Raw genomic sequence first — 17,337 nt, 5'->3', positions numbered from 1 at the left:
GAGCGCTATGGTTTTGTTAATGGGACTGCTGCAACGCTGTCGGTATCAAACGGACCAAATTAGCTGCCCGGTAAAGCGAGCGATTTGTTCGGTGGAACGACGCAGGGCTTGCCGCGGTGGACATGAAGTCTCAGCTAACTCGGATTATGGGGAACATGCGTCTATTGTCGGGAGGAAGCGATCTTGGCCGGGGAAAGACACGCCCGACGAGCGGTCCGGCCGGACTTCGCACCCTTTACAAAGACTATAGCAACGAGACGCGCCGCAGCCTAGCTCGCAGCGGCCTGTGGCTTGCCGTACCTGTTTACGTTCTTTTCCTGATAACCGACCTGATCTTCACCCCCGACGTGTCGAGTGTGACGATCCCGGCGCGCTTCTTCATAGGCGGTGCTTCGCTTCTCATTCTGGAGATCCAGTTCGCGCGCCAGCGTCGGGCCGGGGAGCTTGAGGCCACCTGTGCGGCCGCCGTGGTGCTGGGATATGTGGTGTGGCTCGTGCCGACATTGCAGACCACCAATGCCGAGGCCTTTTCCTATTACGCCGCCTTCGGCGCCATCTTCATGATGGGCGTCAATCTGTTCTTCAGTCTCGAATTCGGCCTGGCGATCGCGTCATCGGGGCTGATCTTCCTCACCTTCCTGCTGTCGCTCATCGAGTTTCATTATAGTCCGGCCTACAGCCTGGCCTTCACGACCTTCTATCTCTGCTGCTTTGTCTTCACCTCCTATGTGAACTGGAAGCTGAACAAGGAGCGCTTCAACGTCTTCCTGAATGCCAGGGAGGCCGAGCTGCAGCAGCGCCAGGCAAGCGAGCGCGGCGAAGCTCTTTTGCGCCTGTCGATCACGGATTCGCTGACGGGCATGGAAAACCGCCGGGCTGCCGATATCCGTCTGAAGCAGTTCTGGGAGCGCTGGCGCCAGGATGGCGCCGCTTTCGCCGTTCTGCTTGTCGACGTCGATTTCTTCAAAAAATACAACGATTATTACGGTCACCAGGAAGGTGACCATTGCCTTGTCACGGTTGCCAATGCCCTGGCGGATATTGTCGCGCCGCTGGGAGCAACGGTCGGGCGATATGGCGGTGAGGAGTTCATCGTCATTCTCGATGTGGAACGCAGCGCAGAGGCGCTAGGCCTTGCGGAAGCGATATGCCGGGGGATCGAGGCGCTTGACATAGTCCATGCTCAGCGGCTCGACGGCTTCAGGCATGTGACCGTCAGCGTTGGGGCGACGGTTACGCGGGATCTGGCCGGCGCGAAGCTCGAGAACGTCATCAACGAAGCCGACCGGGCGCTTTATTCGGCAAAGGCGAGCGGCAGAAACTGCGCGAGGGTCTTCGACCCGAACGAGTTGCCGGGCGGCGATGCGAGCGAAAATATTGCGGCGATACTGAAGATCGCCATCCAGCAGAACCTCGTCTCGCTGGTCTACCAGCCGATCCTTTCTCTGGAGACCGGAGAGATCGGCGCCTATGAATCATTGATGCGTCTGCAATTGCTCGATGGGTCGAGCTCGTCTCCCGCGATCTTCATTCCGATAGCCGAGCGTACCGGCGCCATCATAGACCTTGGCTACTGGGCGATCAGAAGGGCGTGCTGCGAGCTGTTGACCCGTGATATCGTCGATACCGTTAGCATCAATGTTTCCCCGATCCAGCTGCGGGCTCCGGGCTTTGCCGCGCAAGTGGCCGGCATTCTCGCGGAGACCGGTGTTTCCGGGCATCGGGTGGCATTCGAGATTACTGAAGGTGTCGACCTCGAAATACGCTCCGACGTTCTCGACAGCATTCAGGATCTCAAGAAGCTTGGCATCAAATTCTGGCTGGATGATTTCGGCACAGGCTTTGCAGGCCTGTCCTGGCTTCGCCTGATGGAATTCGAAACGGTCAAGATCGACAAATCATTCCTGCACGATGCTGCCAACAGCCCGGGCGCCAAAATTCTTCTCGAAGACATTATCGGCCTCGTGCGCAATCGCGGGCATCGTATCCTCGTCGAAGGCGTCGAGAACGAAGAACAGCTAGAGCTCGTCAAATCCTTTGGGATCGATGCGGTTCAGGGTTACCATATCGGCCGGCCGGCGCCGCCGCTCAAGCATCCCATGGCCGTAAGGCAGACTGAGCGCCGGCGCTTGCAGGCATCGGCTTGAACGTCTGGTTCGTGCCGGGGCGACCGAAAGGGTAACGCGCACGATGAACATCGACCTCTCCGAGATCTATCGAGGCTATATCGCCTGTCTGAACCAGCAGGATTGGCCGAACTTGGGGAGCTTCGTCCATGACGAGGTGCACTATAACGGCACGCGCATCGGGCTGTCCGGCTATCGCGAAATGCTCGTGGGCGATTTCAGCGCCATTCCCGATCTTCGCTTCGAGATCCTCCAGCTGGTTTGCGAGCCGCCATGCGTCGCAAGCCGTCTGCATTTTGATTGCACGCCGAAGGACTTGCTGTTCGGCTTGCCGGTCAAGGGCCGGAGAGTCCAGTTTTCGGAAAACGTCTTCTACGAGTTTCTCGATGGGCGCATTCGGAACGTCTGGTCGATCATCGACAAGGCCGCTATCGCTGCCCAGCTTTAGGCCAAAGGCAGGTTCCGAGAGGGGCCAGCGATAGAGAACTACCTCCGCTCAAGACTAAGAGCTATGAAACCCGCGAGGAAGGCGGCGATGCCGCTTGCGACGATGGGGCCGAAATAGCTGCCGGTGTGATCGAAAATGAAGCCTGCGGCAGTGGGACCGATCAAGGCCGCGATGCCGACGGCCGTATAGAGATATCCGATTACGGCACCGATATTGCGGGTGCCGAAGAGATCGGCCGCGACAGCGGGATAAAGACCGACACAGCCGCCATAGCTCATGCCGAAAGTTACTGCAAACAGTGCCAGCTGGATCATGCCTGATGCCGTTGCCCACAGGGCAAAGGAGGCGGCGACGGCGAATGTCAGGGCCGCGAGAAGCTGGCGGCGGCCGAGGCGATCGCCCAAACCCGCCAGAAAAAAACGCCCGACGACGTTGCCGACGCCGATAAGGCCAACCAGAGTGGTGCCGTCTTGAATGGAAAGACCCATGTCCTGGGCGGCTGCGACGATATGGACATAGGGGATGAAGGTGCAAAACGACGACAGAACAAGCACGAGATAGAAGAGGTAGAACCGGCTGTCGCGCCATATTGCCGGTGCGTTTGCGTAGGTACCCCCGAGGCTCGGGGATGGGTTCGCATTGTCCCGTCTTTTGCGGATGACCATTGCGGCCGGCAGTCCACAAGCGGCAAAGAGGCATGCAAGCGCAATGAAACATCCCCGCCAGCCGATCGATGGAAGAGCCAGGCCGATGGCAAAGGGCAGGATCAGGGTGCCGAGGCCGATCCCGGCCGTTGCGATGCCCGAGGCCTGGCTTCGCTTGCGGACGAACCAGGATTGCACAGCGCCAAGGGCCGGCACGTAGGATAGCCCGATCCCAAACCCGACGCCAAAGCCATACCAAATATAGAGCGACAAAAGAGATCCGGCACGGCTGGCGCCGATATAGCCAAAGATCATTGCCACCAACCCCAGCAGGACAAGCCCGCGCGGCGACCACCTGTCGGCAAGCGGGCCGGCGACTGCGCCCAGTGAATAGAACAGGAAGGCCGATATCGAAAAGACAAGCGCGGTCTCGCCGCGAGAGGCGTTAAATTCGGCCGCGAGCCCCGGGAAGGCAGCGGAGAAGGAATAGGCCGCCCCGAACGTCACGGCGGTCAGGACATGCGTGGCGGCAACGACCTTCCATCCGTCCCGGCTATCGGCCTCATCATGGTCACGCAAGACGGCAAGTTCGGACATCATCGAGCTCGGTAAATTTGGCTGCGGTCCAATATGGCGCACGACACCGTGCCGGAGAAATGAATAGCGTTGATGCTGTTCATTGATTTCGTTGATCGATCCGCGTGCCGCTTTGGCTATTCGCGAATAGCCTGGGAGGAGGCCATATCGGTTTCGATGAAGATGCATGAACGGTCTGCCGTCTGCAGCAGCGTGTCGGCGACGCTTCCGTAGGAGAGGCCGCCGCTTGCCCGCTTGCTGACGCCGAGCACGATGAGATTATATTTGCCGCTGCGCGCATGGCGAAGGATCGACAGCTCGGGCGAAGGTCCTTCCTGAACGACCTTCTCGACATCAATGCCATAGTAGTCGGCAATCGCGCCGACCTTCTTCAGGACGTCTCGCTGGTCATCGCCGCGATCGCTGATGCGTGGAATGGCGCGGGCTTGCCGTGGCTCCACGATCAGCAGAATGGCACAATGGGCATTCGCCGCCTTGGCGATTGCAAGTCCGAATTCGGCCGCCCTGATGGAGCGCTCCGTCCCGCTGACCGGCAGCAGGATTCGCAGATCTTGGGGCCGTTCGGGAAGCGTCCCGCGCGCCGTGACGATGGCGGGCGTTCCCTTGAAGGCCGATGTCATGATTTGCAGCGCATCATTGAAGCGGCCGTCCTCGCCCGTAGATGGCTCTATGCCGGTGAATAGAAGATCGTGGCCCGCATCCGAGGTGTCGCCGAGCACGGTCTCCAGTTCGCCATCCTTCTCCCTGACGGTGATGTGAATATCGCCCGCGGATGCTGCATCCTTGTCTGCAGGCCCCGAAGAAATGAGATCGGTCGCGCATTGGCGCAGATCTTCTGCAAAGGACTTCGCCTGCGAGGTTTTTGCGGCGTCGGCCTTAGCCTCATTGCCGTCCCGCGTTTCATCCGCTGCGCGTACGTCGAGAACGGTGACCGGCATCTTGCGTGTCACCGCGAAGAAGGCAGCGAGCCATGTCGCCAGACGACCACTTTGTGAGCCATCGACGGCTAGCAGGATACGTTCGAAATTGCCGAGGAAGCTTTCGCTTTCGAATTGCTCGCGTTCAAGCCGGTCCCGCTCCTCCTCACGCAAGGGCAAACGCGCCAGCGCCCAGCGCAGCGTCGGTGGCATGGCCATGGTGGTGATGACGGCCATGGCGACGATGACGGAGAAGAGCTTTTCATCCAGCACGCCGACAGAGAGGCCAATGGTCGCGACGATCACTTCCGTCGATCCGCGGGCATTCATGCCGCAGCCGAGCGCCAGGGCTTCGGACGCCGAATAGCCGCCGATCTTGGCGGCGGCGAACGCCCCGCCGAATTTGCCGATGCTGGCAATCACCACCACGGCGGCGGTCAGCAGCAGGATGGAGGGGTCGGCGAGCACGGTGAGATCGGTCTGCAGGCCCGTCAACCCGAAGAAGACAGGCATGAACAGCGCCGTCGTCAACCCACGAAGCTGCACGTCGATCTGGCGTGTAAGGATCGGGGATTCGCCGACGAGAATGCCGGCGACAAAAGCGCCGAGCACCGTATGAACGCCGATGAGATTGGTGATGATGGCCATCCCGCCCATGACGGCGATGATGGCGCTGAGCACGGGCAGGTCGCTGCGAAAATTGTCGTTCGTCCAGCGGATGATTTCGAAAACGATCCGCCTGCCGATGGTGAAGCTGACGGCCATGAATGCTAGCGTGCCGATAATGCTGGTTGCCAGCGTTGTGAGATCGACCGTGCCTTTTTCCGCTATGCCGAAGGTCACCGCGATGATCACCCAGCCGATGGTATCGTCTATAATGGCGGAGGCGACGATGAGCTGGCCGATGTTACGGCGCATGAAATCCATCTCGCGAACGACGGTGGCGACGATCTTCACCGAGGAAATGGAAAGCGCGGTCCCAAGGAACAGCGACGTGACGAGCCGTTTCTCAGGATCGGGAAGCAGGGCGTCCGGGATGAACTCGCCGAGCGCGAAGCCGGCGACAAAGGGGATGACGATCCCGGTCAGCGAGACGCCGGCCGCGGATCTGCGCAGGCGCTTTGCCAGGCCAAGGTCGGTCTCCATGCCGGCGAGCAGCAGCAGAAACAGGATGCCGAGCTGCCCGACGGCATCGGCCATGCTCTTCTGGGTGCCATCGGTGGGAAAGAGGCTCGCCTGCAAATGCGGGAAGGCCAAGCCGAGGAGAGAAGGGCCGAGAATAATGCCCGCGATGATCTGACCCATGATCGACGGCTGGCCGATGCGCACCATCAATTCGCCGAGCAATCGGCCGAAGACCACCAGGATCACGATCTGAACCAGAAACAACCCTTCAGAGGGGTGGCTGGCCTTTTGGCCCTCGGCCGCAAAGGCCGATTGCGCGATCGACAGCGACAGGATGGTGGCAATGAGAATGATAAGGGCGTTTGACGGAAATGATTTCAGGAAATTCTGGCGTGCCGGCATGGACTGGTCCCACTGAGTAGCAGGAAAACGCGCCAAAGCTGTTGCCGTTCCCGATGAGATCGGTCATTGACGCCTTTCATTTGCACGGCGTTCGGGGCGCGCCGCAAGCAAGATCCGCCGCATCTGCTGCGACGGACCAAAGCTCACCGGAACAATCAGACGCGTTCCAACGCGATGGCAATGCCCTGACCAACGCCGATGCACATGGTCGACAGCGAATAGCGGCCGCCGATTTCCTTGAGCTCAAGAGCGGCGGTGCCGGTGATGCGTGCGCCGGACATGCCAAGGGGATGGCCAAGGGCGATGGCGCCGCCATTGCGATTGACGCGGGCATCGTCATCGGCGATGCCGAGTTCGCGCAGGACGGCAAGCCCTTGCGAGGCGAAGGCCTCGTTGAGTTCGATAACGTCGAATTGTTCCTGCCGCATGCCGAGCCGGGCCATCAGCTTGCGCGAGGCCGGAACGGGGCCGATGCCCATGATGCGCGGGGGAACGCCGGCAGCCGCTCCGCCGAGGATGCGGGCAATCGGGGTCAGGCCGTATTTCCGAGCGGCTGCTTCCGAAGCAATGATAAGGCCGGCTGCGCCGTCATTGACGCCGGACGCGTTGCCGGCGGTTACCGTGCCGCCTTCCTTCTTGAAGGGCGTGCCGAGCTTGGCGAGCGTTTCAACCGTCGTGGCGCGCGGATGCTCGTCCTTGCCGACGACGATCGGATCGCCCTTGCGCTGCGGGATCGTGACTGGTGTGATCTCCTTGGCAAGACGGCCGTTTTCCTGGGCTGCCGCTGCCTTTGCCTGCGAGCGAACGGCAAAGGCGTCCTGGTCTTCGCGGCTGACCTTATAGTCCTCGGCAACGTTTTCGCCGGTTTCCGGCATGGAATCGACGCCATATTGCTTCTTCATCAGCGGATTGATGAAGCGCCAGCCGATGGTGGTGTCATAGATCTCGGCATTGCGCGAAAAGGCGCTTTCGGCCTTGGGAATGACGAAGGGTGCACGCGACATGCTCTCGACGCCGCCGGCGATCATCAGTTCTGCTTCGCCAGCGCGGATGGCGCGGGCTGCGGCAATGACGGCATCCATGCCCGAGCCGCAAAGGCGATTGATCGTCGTGCCGGGAGCCGCAATCGGCAGGCCGGCAAGCAGGGTCACCATACGTGCGACGTTGCGATTGTCTTCGCCGGCCTGGTTGGCGCAGCCGAAGATCACGTCGTCGACGGCTTCCCAATCGACCGAGCTGTTGCGCTCGGCCAATGCCTTCAGCGGCACGGCGCCGAGGTCATCGGCGCGAACGGAGGAAAGTGATCCGCCGAAGCGGCCGATCGGGGTACGGATATAGTCGCAAATAAAAGCTTCGGTCATCAGGCGGCCTCATGGGCTTTCTTGGTTCGCGCGTTGATGTCGCGCAGGACGGAAAGTTCGGTATCGGTTGGCGGCGGTGTCTCGATCACCTCATTAGCAAACTTGATCGCCCAGCCGCAATTCTCCGATATCTTCTCTCGGCTAACACCCTTGTGGATCGACACGACAGTCAATTCCTTGGTCACCGGATCAGGCTCGAGAATGCAGAGATCAGTGATAACGCGCGTCGGTCCCTTCGTCTTCATGCCGAGGCGCTCACGGTGATTGCCGCCTTCGCCGTGACCCATCGAGGTGATGAAGGGCAGCTTTTCAACAAAGCCGCGATTGGAGAGCGCCATGGTGATGAAGATCTGGCCGCAATTGCTGGCGATTTCCGGCGCGCCGCCGCCGCCCGGCAGGCGGACCTTCGGATGGTCGTAAGGGCCGACGACCGTGGTGTTCAGATTGGCGAACCTGTCGATCTGCGCCCCGCCGAGAAAGCCTGTGGTGATGTGGCCGCCCTGCAGCCAATAGCGGAACATCTCAGGCACCGCGACGGTGAAGAGCGCGGTATCGCAAAGCTCGCCATCGCCGATCGACAGGGGCAGCACATCCGGCTTGGTGCCGACGGTGCCGCTTTCATAGATAAGCGTGATATCGGGCGCATGCGTCAGCCGCGCGACGTTGCAGGCGGCCGATGGCGCGCCGATGCCGACGAAGCAGACATCGTCGTTGGTCAGCGCGCGGGCGGCGGCAATGGTCATCATTTCCGTAGGCGTAAAATCGCTCATCTTGACCTCCTTACGCCGACTTGGCCGGCGTCTTGCCGGCATATTTGGCAAAGTCTTCGGGGCTGGCCCTCATCACATGCTCGTCGATCCAGGCCAGAAAACTGTCCCGGTCGCGGGCGATTTCGTCCCAGGCGATATAGAAAGCGTTGGAACGCTTGTAGTAGCCCTGCGCATAGGAGGGGAAGGCTCCACCAGGCACTTGGGCGACTGCCGTGACCGCCCAGGTCGGCAATACGACGGAATTGGGCGAGGCCGGTTTCAGCTCGTCGACGATTTCCTCGACCGTGACGATCGAGCGCTTGGCGGCAAGTACGGCTTCCTTCTGCACGCCGACGATGCCTTCGAGCAGCACATTGCCCTTCCGGTCGGCACGCAGCGCATGAATGATGGAAACGTCGGGCCGGATCGCCGGAACGGCGGCCAGCACTTCGCCGGTAAAGGGGCAGGTGACGCTCTTGATATTCGGATTGACCTTCGGAAGATCGGCGCCGATATAGCCGCGCAGCATGGCAAAAGGCAGGTTTGCCGCGCCGGCCTCATAGGCGTTGGCCATGGCGGCATGCGAGTGCTCTTCGATCTCGAGCGGCTGCGGCCACTGGTTCTCAACGGCATCGCGGAAGCGATGGAGCGAACCGACGCCGGGATTGCCGCCCCAGGAGAATTTCATGCCCCGAGCCGCCCCGACGCCGATCAGCTGATCGTAGAGAATGTCCGGTGTCATGCGGATCAGGTAGAGGTCCTTCTTACCCTGGCGGATGACTTCGTGGCCGGCGGCATAGGGAATGAGATGGGTGAACCCTTCCATGGCGACGGTGTCGCCGTCATGCACATTCTCCGCCACCGCCTGCGAAAGCGATAGGATCTTCGCCATAGGGCCTCCTCAAAAAATGCTGTTCTGTTGCCGTCAATAAGCGCCTTTGGACGGTGATCGTCAATTAATTTGTGCGATATTTGACTTTTGTTCATATATCGCACAAAATGACTTGCAGAATAGGAGATGCGGAATGCGCGAAACGGATTTCGTCAGCGGCTTTGCAAAGGGTCTGAAAGTCATCGAAGCCTTCGGCGAAACGCGGCAGCGCCTGACGATCGCCGAGGCGTCGAAGCTGACCGGGCTTGACCGCGCCACTGTGCGCCGCTCTCTGCTGACGCTCTCCGAGCTTGGCTATGCGGTCTATGATGGAAAATTCTTCACCCTGACGCCGAAAGTCCTGCGGCTCGGCCATGCCTATCTGGCGGCGACGCCCCTGCCGATCATCATCCAGCCCCATCTCGATCTGCTTTCCGAGCGGGCAAGCCAGAATGCTTCCGCCTCGGTGCTCGATGGAACCGAGGTCGTCTATATCGCCCGCGCCTCGCAGCGCCGGGTGATGTCGATCAACCTGACGCCCGGTAGTCGCCTTCCGGCCTTCTGCGCCTCGATGGGGCGCGTCCTGCTTGCGTCCCTGTCGGAAAGCGAGGCGCGCGCCGTTCTCTCACGCACCGATCTCACGGCGAATACGCCGAATACCAAGACGGATCCCGATGAACTGATGGCGGAATTCCAGCGGGTGAGGGCGCAGGGCTATGCCCTCATCGACCAGGAGCTGGAAATCGGCCTTTGCTCTATCGCCGTTCCGATCGAAAACGACCACGGCAAGATCGTGGCGGCGATTAATATCGGCGCGCCGGCTGCCTATGTGGCGGCGGCCGAGATGGTGGAGCGTTTTCTGCCGCTGCTGAAGGAAACGCAGAAGGCGCTGCGGCTGGTGCTGCCGTAATCTTTAGGGCCGACGGGGCCATCCTCGTCCTTCGACAGGCTCAGGATGAGGATGGAGCGAGCGGCGCCTTTGATGACGGCTTGTGGTTAGCTGGCAGCCACGCCGGAGGATTAGCCCTCACCCTGAGGAGGCCCAAAGGGCCGTCTCGAAGGGCGAGGGCGGATGTTGGCCTCTATTTTCCGCCCATTGCTATAGGCGATCACCCAGCTCACATCCCCAGCTTTTCCCGCTCCTCGATACGCCAGGCGCGCGGCGTTTCCCCGGTCTGCTTGACGAAGAACCGGGAAAAATAGGCTGGGTCGGCGAAGCCGAGGCGAAAGCTGATTTCCTGGACGGTCGCGAAGGTGAAGACCAGTTCGCGTTTGGCCTCATCCAGCAGCTTGCGGGTGATTAGCTCGTGGGCGCCATGCCCGGTCTTGCTGCGGACTATACGGCTGAGATGGGCGGGCGAAATGCCGAGCGCCTCCGCATAGAAGGCAGCTGGTTTGTGCGAGCGGAAATGATGCTGGATGAGGCCTTGCAGCATCTCCATCCGCCGCTCGCTCTCGTCGCCGGCATTTGATCCCTCGTCGGCCCTTTGGGCAATGCGCGCCGTCAGCAGCAGTGCAGACGTCAGATAGGCTTCGAGCAGATCGTTGCGGCCGTTGCGATGGCTGGCAAATTCTTCGCCCAGCCGCCGCAGGGTGCTTGCGACGTAGGCGGCATCGGCATCGCTCGTATCGAGCAAGGTCAGATGCGGATCGGCGAGCCATGTGCCCAGTCGGCTCCGGTCGCCCGGAGAAGTCTTCAAATGCGAGATCAGCACCGTGATGACGAAGCCGTCGATGTCCCTGGAAAATCGGAAGCCGTGATTGAGATGAGGCGGCACGGTGATGACGGCGGGCGGCGAAATCATGTGGCTGACGCCATCGAAGACCGCGTCGCCTGATCCGGCATCTATGTACAAGATCTGAAAGAAGCTCTCGTGCCGGTGCGGGCGGATCTCCCAGTGATGGAGACTGCTGCGCGACGGTATAGTCTCGCAATGCAGCCAGAAATCCGGCTTTCGGCCGGTATTTTCACCATAGAGCTCATAGGTCGGCACGTTCCTCGTCATGGCTCTTCTCCTCCGCCATGTTCGGTTTGTGCAATTTCCTGAACGAATTGTCCATTGCGGGCGTGTCGTGCGCCGGACAGACTTAGGTGAAAGACACGCATGGGAGGAAACGATGCGCACCCAAGTCGCCATTATCGGTTCAGGTCCGTCCGGGCTGCTGCTCGGCCAACTATTGACGGAAGCCGGCATCGATAACGTCGTTCTCGACCGTGTCGGCAAGGATTATATCCTCGGTCGCGTCCGCGCCGGCGTTCTGGAGGAAGGCACCGTTTCGCTGATGGACAAGGCGAAATCCAGCGCGCGCCTGCATGCCGAGGGCCTGCCGCATGACGGCTTCTCGCTCGCCTTCGATGGCCGGGATCATCGCATCGATCTTCATGGTCTCACAGGCGGCAAGCGGGTTCTCATCTACGGCCAGACGGAGATGACCCGCGATCTGATGGCCCATCGCGAGGAAAGCGGCGCGCAAACCATCTACAATGCCGCCAATGTCCAGCCACACGGTTTCGATGGCGATAAGCCCTATCTGACCTATGACAAGGATGGCATCTCCCATCGCATCGATTGCGATTTCATCGCCGGCTGTGACGGGTTTCACGGTGTCAGCCGCAAGTCCGTTCCGGAAAAATCGATCCGCAATTTCGAAAAGGTCTATCCCTTCGGCTGGCTCGGCGTGCTGGCTGAAGTGGCGCCTGTCAATCACGAATTGATCTATGCCAATCATCCGCGTGGCTTTGCTTTGTGTTCGATGCGCTCGATGACCCGCAGCCGCTATTACATTCAGTGTCCGCTCGACGAGAAGATCGAGGATTGGACCGATGACCGCTTCTGGGACGAATTACGCCGACGCCTGCCGGCCCATCACGCCGAGGCCCTGATCACCGCGCCATCCTTCGAGAAGTCGATCGCGCCCCTGCGCTCCTTCGTGGCGGAACCCATGCGCTTCGGCCGGCTTTTCCTCGTCGGCGATGCCGCCCATATCGTCCCGCCGACCGGCGCCAAGGGGCTCAATCTGGCGGCAAGCGACGTGCACTATCTGTTTTCGGGGCTTGCCGAGCATTATCAGGATCGTTCGAATGCCGGGCTTGAGGCCTATTCCGCCCGCGCGCTCGCCCGGGTCTGGAAAGCCGTGCGCTTTTCCTGGTGGATGACGACGATGCTGCATCGTTTTCCCGACACCAGCGATTTCGATCAGAAGATCCAGGAAGCGGAGTTCGATTACCTCACCCATTCCCGCGCCGCATCGACGGCGCTTGCCGAAAACTATGTCGGCCTACCGTTCTGAGTCGATTCTAGAGCTTCTTGGCGACTTCACTTGCCGCCTCGCGGATCGTCTGCATCAGGATCGACATTGGCAGGGTGGGGATTGCGTCGGTGCGCACTGTCAACCCGACCGGTCCTTTCGTCTCGCTGGTGTCGATCGGCAGCAGGGCCAGCAGGCCGTCATCGACATCGCCGGCCACGACGCCGGCTGAGATGATCCAGATGGCGTCGCTGGCGCGAACGAAGGCGCGGCCGAAGGAGTCGGACACGGTTTCGATCTGATTGGGCAGTCCGCCGGCGCCGTTGGCGATCAGAAAACTCTCGACGAAGGGACGGATGATCGAGCCGCGCGTCGGCATCAGGAGCGTATAAAGGCTGAGATCGGAAAACAGCGATTGCTTTGCCGAAAGCAGGGGATGACCGGCCCGAACGGCAAAGACCACCTGCTCGGAGTAGAGATGTTCGAAGGAGAAGCCGGTCATGTTGTCCGGGCTTGCCAGGCGGCCGACCACGAGATCGAGATCGCCGATACGCAGTTGCTCCAAAAGCACGGCGTTTTCGCCAGTGACGATCTTGATGCGGCTCCAGGTCTCCTCGCGGAGAAACAATTCCATCGCTCGCGGCATGATGCGCGTCGAAACCGTCGGCAGCGCGCCGATGCGGATTGGCGGCGCCTCGCCGGACCGCTCCTGCGATACGGAATCCAGCCCCTGTCTGAGGGCCGAGAGTGCCGCGCCGGCGTGGCGAAGAAACACTTCGCCGTACCGAGTGATGCGGATGCCGCGCCCGTCGCGTTCGAAAACGGCGACACCAAGCGCTTCCTCCAACTCGCGGATCGTTTTTGTTACCGCTGGCTGGCTGATATTGAGCAGGCCGGCCGCCTTGATCACGCTTTTCTGGCGCGCAACCTCGACAAAGGTCTGCAGATGGCGGAATTTGATGCGCGCGTCGAGCATGCTTATTCATAACCTTGGAGTTATCGTAGAGCGAAGAAATATCATTTTACCTAACCAGATTATACATCCAATCTCGCCGCCGAGGAGATTTCCAGTGCAGTTTGCCCGCATCAACGACATCACGATCCACTATCAGATCATCGGTGGCCCCGCCGACAAGCCTGTTCTTGTCTTTGCCAATTCGCTCGGCACCGATTTCCGGATCTGGCGTGACGTGATTGTGCGCCTGGCCGGCGATTTTCCCATCGTGCTCTACGACAAGCGCGGCCACGGCCTCTCCGATCTCGGCCAGATGCCCTATTCGATCGAGGACCATGCCACCGATCTTGCCGGTCTGCTCGATTTCCTCTCGGTCAAGGATGCCGTGATTTGCGGCCTTTCCGTCGGCGGGCTGATCGCCCAGTCGCTCTATCAGCGGCGCCCGGATCTGGTGCGGGCGCTCGTGCTCTGCGACACAGCCCACAAGATCGGCACGGCCGACAGCTGGAACGCCCGCATCGCACAGGTCGAGGCCTCAGGCATCGAGTCGATTGTCGATGTGGTCATGGAGCGCTGGTTCACGCCCGCGTTCCGTCGTCCGGAAAACATCGCCTTTGCCGGCTATTGCAACATGCTGATCCGCCAGCCTGCGGCGGGCTACGCCGCGACATGCGCTGCGCTCCGCGACGCCGACCTGACGGAAGCAGCCAGCAAGATTGCCGTACCGACGATCTGCATCGTCGGCGATCAGGATGGCTCGACGCCGCCCGACCTCGTGCTGTCGATGGCCAGGCTCATTCCGAATGCGCGCTATGAAATGATCAAGGACGCCGGTCACATTCCCTGCGTCGAGCAACCCGAGGCGTTGACCGAAGTCATCCGTGCCTTCATCGACGTCGTCCTGCGTGGAGAACAAGCCCCATGAATGACCCCACCACGCCATCCCAGCGCTATCAGCAAGGCATGGCGACCAGACGGGCCGTGCTCGGCGACGACCATGTCGACCGTGCCCAGCAGGGAGTAACGGAGTTCGATCAGCCCTTTCAGGAGCTGATCACGGAAGCAGCCTGGGGGCATGTCTGGTCGCGTCCGACGCTCAGCCGGCGTGAGCGTTCCATCGTGACAATAGCGCTTTTGGCCGCGCTTGGTCAGGACGATGAGGTGGCCATGCATGTGCGCGCCACGCGCAACACCGGTGCGACACGCGATGACATTTGCGAGGCGCTCCTGCATGTGGCGATTTATGCCGGCGTGCCGGCGGCGAACCATGCGATCAAGATCGCCAAGCAGGTTTTTGAACAGATGGACGCCGAAAGGGCGGCTTGAAGCGAGGCAGACATGTCCGACAGAACCAACAGCAAGCCCGAAACGGGCGCCTTCTTTGCCCGGGACAGTGCCTGGCATCCGCCGGCCTTTGCGCCGGGATACAAGACATCGGTCTTGCGTTCGCCGCAGCGCGCATTGCTTTCGCTCGACGGCACCATTTCCGAAATCACCGGACCGGTGTTCGGCCATTCCATATTGAACGAGCTCGACAACGATCTGATCCATAATTTTGCCAGACCCGGCGAAAGCGCCATCGGCGAGCGCATCATCGTGCATGGCCGCGTGCTCGACGAACGTGGCCGGCCGGTGCCGGGTGTGCTGCTCGAATTCTGGCAGGCCAATGCCGGCGGGCGCTATCGCCACAAGAAGGAAAGCTATCTCGCGGCGATCGATCCGAATTTCGGCGGCTGCGGCCGCGCGATTACCGATGAGCAAGGTCACTACGCCTTTCGCACAGTCCGTCCCGGCGCCTATCCCTGGCCGAACGGCGTCAATGACTGGCGCCCGGCTCATATCCATTTCTCAGTCTTCGGCCATGGCTTTGCCCAGCGGTTGATCACGCAGATGTATTTCGAGGGTGATCCGATGATCTGGAAATGTCCGATCGTCGGGACCATTCCCGACAAGCAGGCCATCGAGCAGCTGATCGCGCCGCTTGACTGGGGCAATACGATCCCGATGGATGCGCGCGCCTATAAATTCGATATCGTGCTGCGCGGTCGTCGTTCGACCCTGTTCGAAAACCGGCTAGAGGGCAACTGATGGTACAGGAACTTGGCTATCTGAAGGAAACGCCGTCGCAAACGGCGGGTCCTTACGTTCATATCGGCCTTACTCCCAACTACAGCGAAATCGGCGGCGTCTATGACGCGGATCTCGGCACCTCCATGGTCAACGACAAGACGCATGGCGAGCGTATCACGGTTGTTGGACGCATCCTCGATGGTGCCGGCGGGCTGGTCAAGGATGCGGTCATCGAGATATGGCAGGCCGACAGCGCCGGACTTTACAATAGTCCCTCGGAACTGCGCGGCACGGCCGATCCCAACTTCACCGGCTGGGGTCGTTGCCCGACCAGTTCGGAAGACGGAACCTTTCGCTTCGAAACGATCAAGCCCGGCCGCGTTCCCTTCAAGGACGGCCGCAAGATGGCGCCGCATATCACTCTTTGGATCGTGGCGCGCGGCATCAATATCGGCCTGCATACGCGCATGTATTTTCCCGAGGAAAGCAGCGCTAACGCCGAGGATCCATTGCTTGCCCGCATCGAGCATAGGGATCGTCTGGCAACGCTGATCGCCACGAAGGAAGGCTCCGTCTATACCTTCGATGTGCATTTGCAGGGAGACAGGGAAACTGTTTTCCTCGATATATAGGCCATGAGTATTTCCGCCTTCGATCACCCTTTTCTGGCCGGCCTCCTCGGTGACGCTGAGGTTTCAAGCTATTTTTCGGCAAAAGCCGAGATCCGCGCCATGCTCGATTTCGAGGCGGCTCTCGCCAAAGTCGAGGCGCAGCACGGGTTGATCCCGCAGGCATCCGCGCAGCGCATTGGCGAGGTCTGCGCCAGTTTCGAACCCGATCTCTCGAGCCTGAAGGCAGCAACGGCAACGGACGGGGTCGTCATTCCGGATCTCGTCAGGCAGTTACGCAAGGCCGTCGGCGAGGATGCCGGCAGCCATGTCCATTTCGGCGCTACCAGTCAGGATGTCATCGACACAAGTCTCATGATCCGCCTGAAGGCGGTGGCTTTCCTGTTGAGCGGTCGTCTTTTTGCGGTGTCGGCGGGGCTTCAAAAGCTCAACGATCAGTTTGGCCCGAACAGGCTCATGGGCAGGACCCGCATGCAGGCCGCAATCCCGATTACCGTGTCCGACCGGCTGCGCGCCTGGCGCCATCCGCTCGAGCAATATCGGGAGCGGCTGACGCAGGAGAGTTTTCCCCTGCAGTTCGGCGGTGCCGCCGGTACGCTCGAAAAGTTCGGGCCGAATGCGGAAGACATACGGGCCTCGTTGGCGCAGGCGCTCGGCCTGACCGATGAGCCGCAATGGCAGAGCCAGCGCGGGCGCATTGCCGAATTTGCGGGACTGCTGTCGATGATCTCGGGTAGTCTCGGCAAGATTGGCCAGGACGTCGCGCTTCTGGCGCAGGCCGGAGATGAAATCGAGCTTGCTGGCGGCGGCAGCTCTTCCGCCATGCCGCACAAGCAAAATCCGGTTGCGGCGGAGACATTGGTGACGCTGGCGCGATTCAACGCCGTCCAGCTCGGCGGCATTCATCAGTCGCTCGTTCACGAACAGGAGCGTTCGGGTGCTGCCTGGACGCTGGAATGGCTTCTGCTGCCGCAGATGGTCGTGGCGACGGCTGCATCCTTGCGTCAGGCGTTGCAATTGCTGGGGATGATCAAACGCTTGGGAGCGGCATCCTGAGCGACGTACTATACTAAAATCATAACCCGTAAATTATGGATTGAAGCATTTATTTCATTTTACATCACCATTTCGTATGAGAAATTGGCGATGGTCGAGGTTTGAAGATTGGATGCGGCCGGGAATCCGCGCTGCCGG

At 60.6% G+C, this 17,337-nt stretch carries 16 protein-coding genes; 9 read left to right on the top strand and 7 right to left on the bottom strand.

Annotated features, from left to right (window positions below):
* The first annotated feature begins 146 nt into the window (after positions 1–146).
* Both A6U86_RS22710 and A6U86_RS22705 read left to right on the top strand, forming a co-directional pair.
* Positions 147–2,147: a bifunctional diguanylate cyclase/phosphodiesterase gene (locus tag A6U86_RS22710; RefSeq protein ID WP_198929081.1), complete on the top strand. Its 2,001-nt coding sequence runs from the start codon at positions 147–149 to the stop codon at positions 2,145–2,147.
* A 43-nt stretch (positions 2,148–2,190) separates the two neighbouring features.
* Positions 2,191–2,574 (top strand): ester cyclase, encoded by a 384-nt coding sequence (locus A6U86_RS22705; protein WP_068395472.1) that lies wholly within the window; start codon positions 2,191–2,193, stop codon positions 2,572–2,574.
* A gap of 38 nt (positions 2,575–2,612) precedes the next feature.
* On the opposite strand, the gene A6U86_RS22700 is transcribed toward A6U86_RS22705, so the two are convergent.
* From A6U86_RS22700 to A6U86_RS22680, 5 genes are all read right to left on the bottom strand, one after another.
* On the bottom strand, positions 2,613–3,815 hold the full coding sequence (locus A6U86_RS22700; RefSeq protein WP_068396047.1) for an MFS transporter: 1,203 nt from the start codon (positions 3,813–3,815) through the stop codon (positions 2,613–2,615).
* Positions 3,816–3,931: 116 nt separating this feature from the next.
* A complete protein-coding gene (locus A6U86_RS22695) occupies positions 3,932–6,259 on the bottom strand; it encodes a cation:proton antiporter (RefSeq protein ID WP_068395470.1) in 2,328 nt (775 codons plus the stop codon).
* A 155-nt stretch (positions 6,260–6,414) separates the two neighbouring features.
* On the bottom strand, positions 6,415–7,620 hold the full coding sequence (gene pcaF / locus A6U86_RS22690) for a 3-oxoadipyl-CoA thiolase (protein ID WP_068395468.1): 1,206 nt from the start codon (positions 7,618–7,620) through the stop codon (positions 6,415–6,417).
* Positions 7,620–8,390: a CoA-transferase subunit beta gene (locus A6U86_RS22685; RefSeq protein ID WP_068396044.1), complete on the bottom strand. Its 771-nt coding sequence runs from the start codon at positions 8,388–8,390 to the stop codon at positions 7,620–7,622. The genes pcaF and A6U86_RS22685 overlap by 1 nt, the downstream gene beginning before the upstream one ends.
* A gap of 10 nt (positions 8,391–8,400) precedes the next feature.
* A complete protein-coding gene (locus tag A6U86_RS22680; protein WP_068395466.1) occupies positions 8,401–9,261 on the bottom strand; it encodes a CoA transferase subunit A in 861 nt (286 codons plus the stop codon).
* Positions 9,262–9,394: 133 nt separating this feature from the next.
* Between A6U86_RS22680 and A6U86_RS22675 the strand changes: the two genes are divergently transcribed.
* Positions 9,395–10,150: an IclR family transcriptional regulator C-terminal domain-containing protein gene (locus A6U86_RS22675; protein ID WP_068395464.1), complete on the top strand. Its 756-nt coding sequence runs from the start codon at positions 9,395–9,397 to the stop codon at positions 10,148–10,150.
* A 208-nt stretch (positions 10,151–10,358) separates the two neighbouring features.
* Here the strand turns inward: A6U86_RS22675 and A6U86_RS22670 are convergent, their stop codons facing one another.
* Positions 10,359–11,246, bottom strand: a complete 888-nt coding sequence (locus A6U86_RS22670) for a helix-turn-helix domain-containing protein (RefSeq protein WP_068395463.1) — start codon at positions 11,244–11,246, stop codon at positions 10,359–10,361.
* Between the two features lie 112 nt (positions 11,247–11,358).
* On the opposite strand from A6U86_RS22670, the gene pobA reads away from it, so the two are divergent.
* Positions 11,359–12,531: a 4-hydroxybenzoate 3-monooxygenase gene (gene pobA / locus A6U86_RS22665; RefSeq protein ID WP_068395461.1), complete on the top strand. Its 1,173-nt coding sequence runs from the start codon at positions 11,359–11,361 to the stop codon at positions 12,529–12,531.
* Between the two features lie 7 nt (positions 12,532–12,538).
* On the opposite strand, the gene pcaQ is transcribed toward pobA, so the two are convergent.
* A complete protein-coding gene (pcaQ, locus tag A6U86_RS22660; RefSeq protein ID WP_068395459.1) occupies positions 12,539–13,465 on the bottom strand; it encodes a pca operon transcription factor PcaQ in 927 nt (308 codons plus the stop codon).
* 94 nt (positions 13,466–13,559) lie between these two features.
* Here pcaQ and pcaD point away from each other — a divergent pair, with 94 nt between their 5' ends.
* The 5 genes from pcaD to A6U86_RS22635 are packed head-to-tail and all read left to right on the top strand — an operon-like array spanning position 13,560 to position 17,199.
* Positions 13,560–14,369 (top strand): 3-oxoadipate enol-lactonase, encoded by an 810-nt coding sequence (pcaD, locus tag A6U86_RS22655; protein WP_068395457.1) that lies wholly within the window; start codon positions 13,560–13,562, stop codon positions 14,367–14,369.
* Positions 14,366–14,770, top strand: a complete 405-nt coding sequence (gene pcaC, locus A6U86_RS22650) for a 4-carboxymuconolactone decarboxylase (RefSeq protein ID WP_068395455.1) — start codon at positions 14,366–14,368, stop codon at positions 14,768–14,770. Before pcaD ends, pcaC begins: the two co-directional genes overlap by 4 nt.
* A gap of 12 nt (positions 14,771–14,782) precedes the next feature.
* Positions 14,783–15,532, top strand: a complete 750-nt coding sequence (gene pcaH, locus A6U86_RS22645; protein ID WP_068395453.1) for a protocatechuate 3,4-dioxygenase subunit beta — start codon at positions 14,783–14,785, stop codon at positions 15,530–15,532.
* Entirely contained in the window at positions 15,532–16,146 is a 615-nt protein-coding gene (pcaG, locus tag A6U86_RS22640; RefSeq protein WP_068395451.1) for a protocatechuate 3,4-dioxygenase subunit alpha, read from the top strand. Before pcaH ends, pcaG begins: the two co-directional genes overlap by 1 nt.
* 3 nt (positions 16,147–16,149) lie before the next feature.
* Positions 16,150–17,199 (top strand): 3-carboxy-cis,cis-muconate cycloisomerase, encoded by a 1,050-nt coding sequence (locus A6U86_RS22635; RefSeq protein WP_068395449.1) that lies wholly within the window; start codon positions 16,150–16,152, stop codon positions 17,197–17,199.
* The last annotated feature ends 138 nt before the right edge of the window (positions 17,200–17,337 follow it).

The sequence above is a fragment of the Rhizobium sp. AC27/96 genome (assembly GCF_001692325.1).
Lineage (GTDB): Bacteria > Pseudomonadota > Alphaproteobacteria > Rhizobiales > Rhizobiaceae > Rhizobium.
This window is presented reverse-complemented; position numbering and strand designations above follow the sequence as displayed.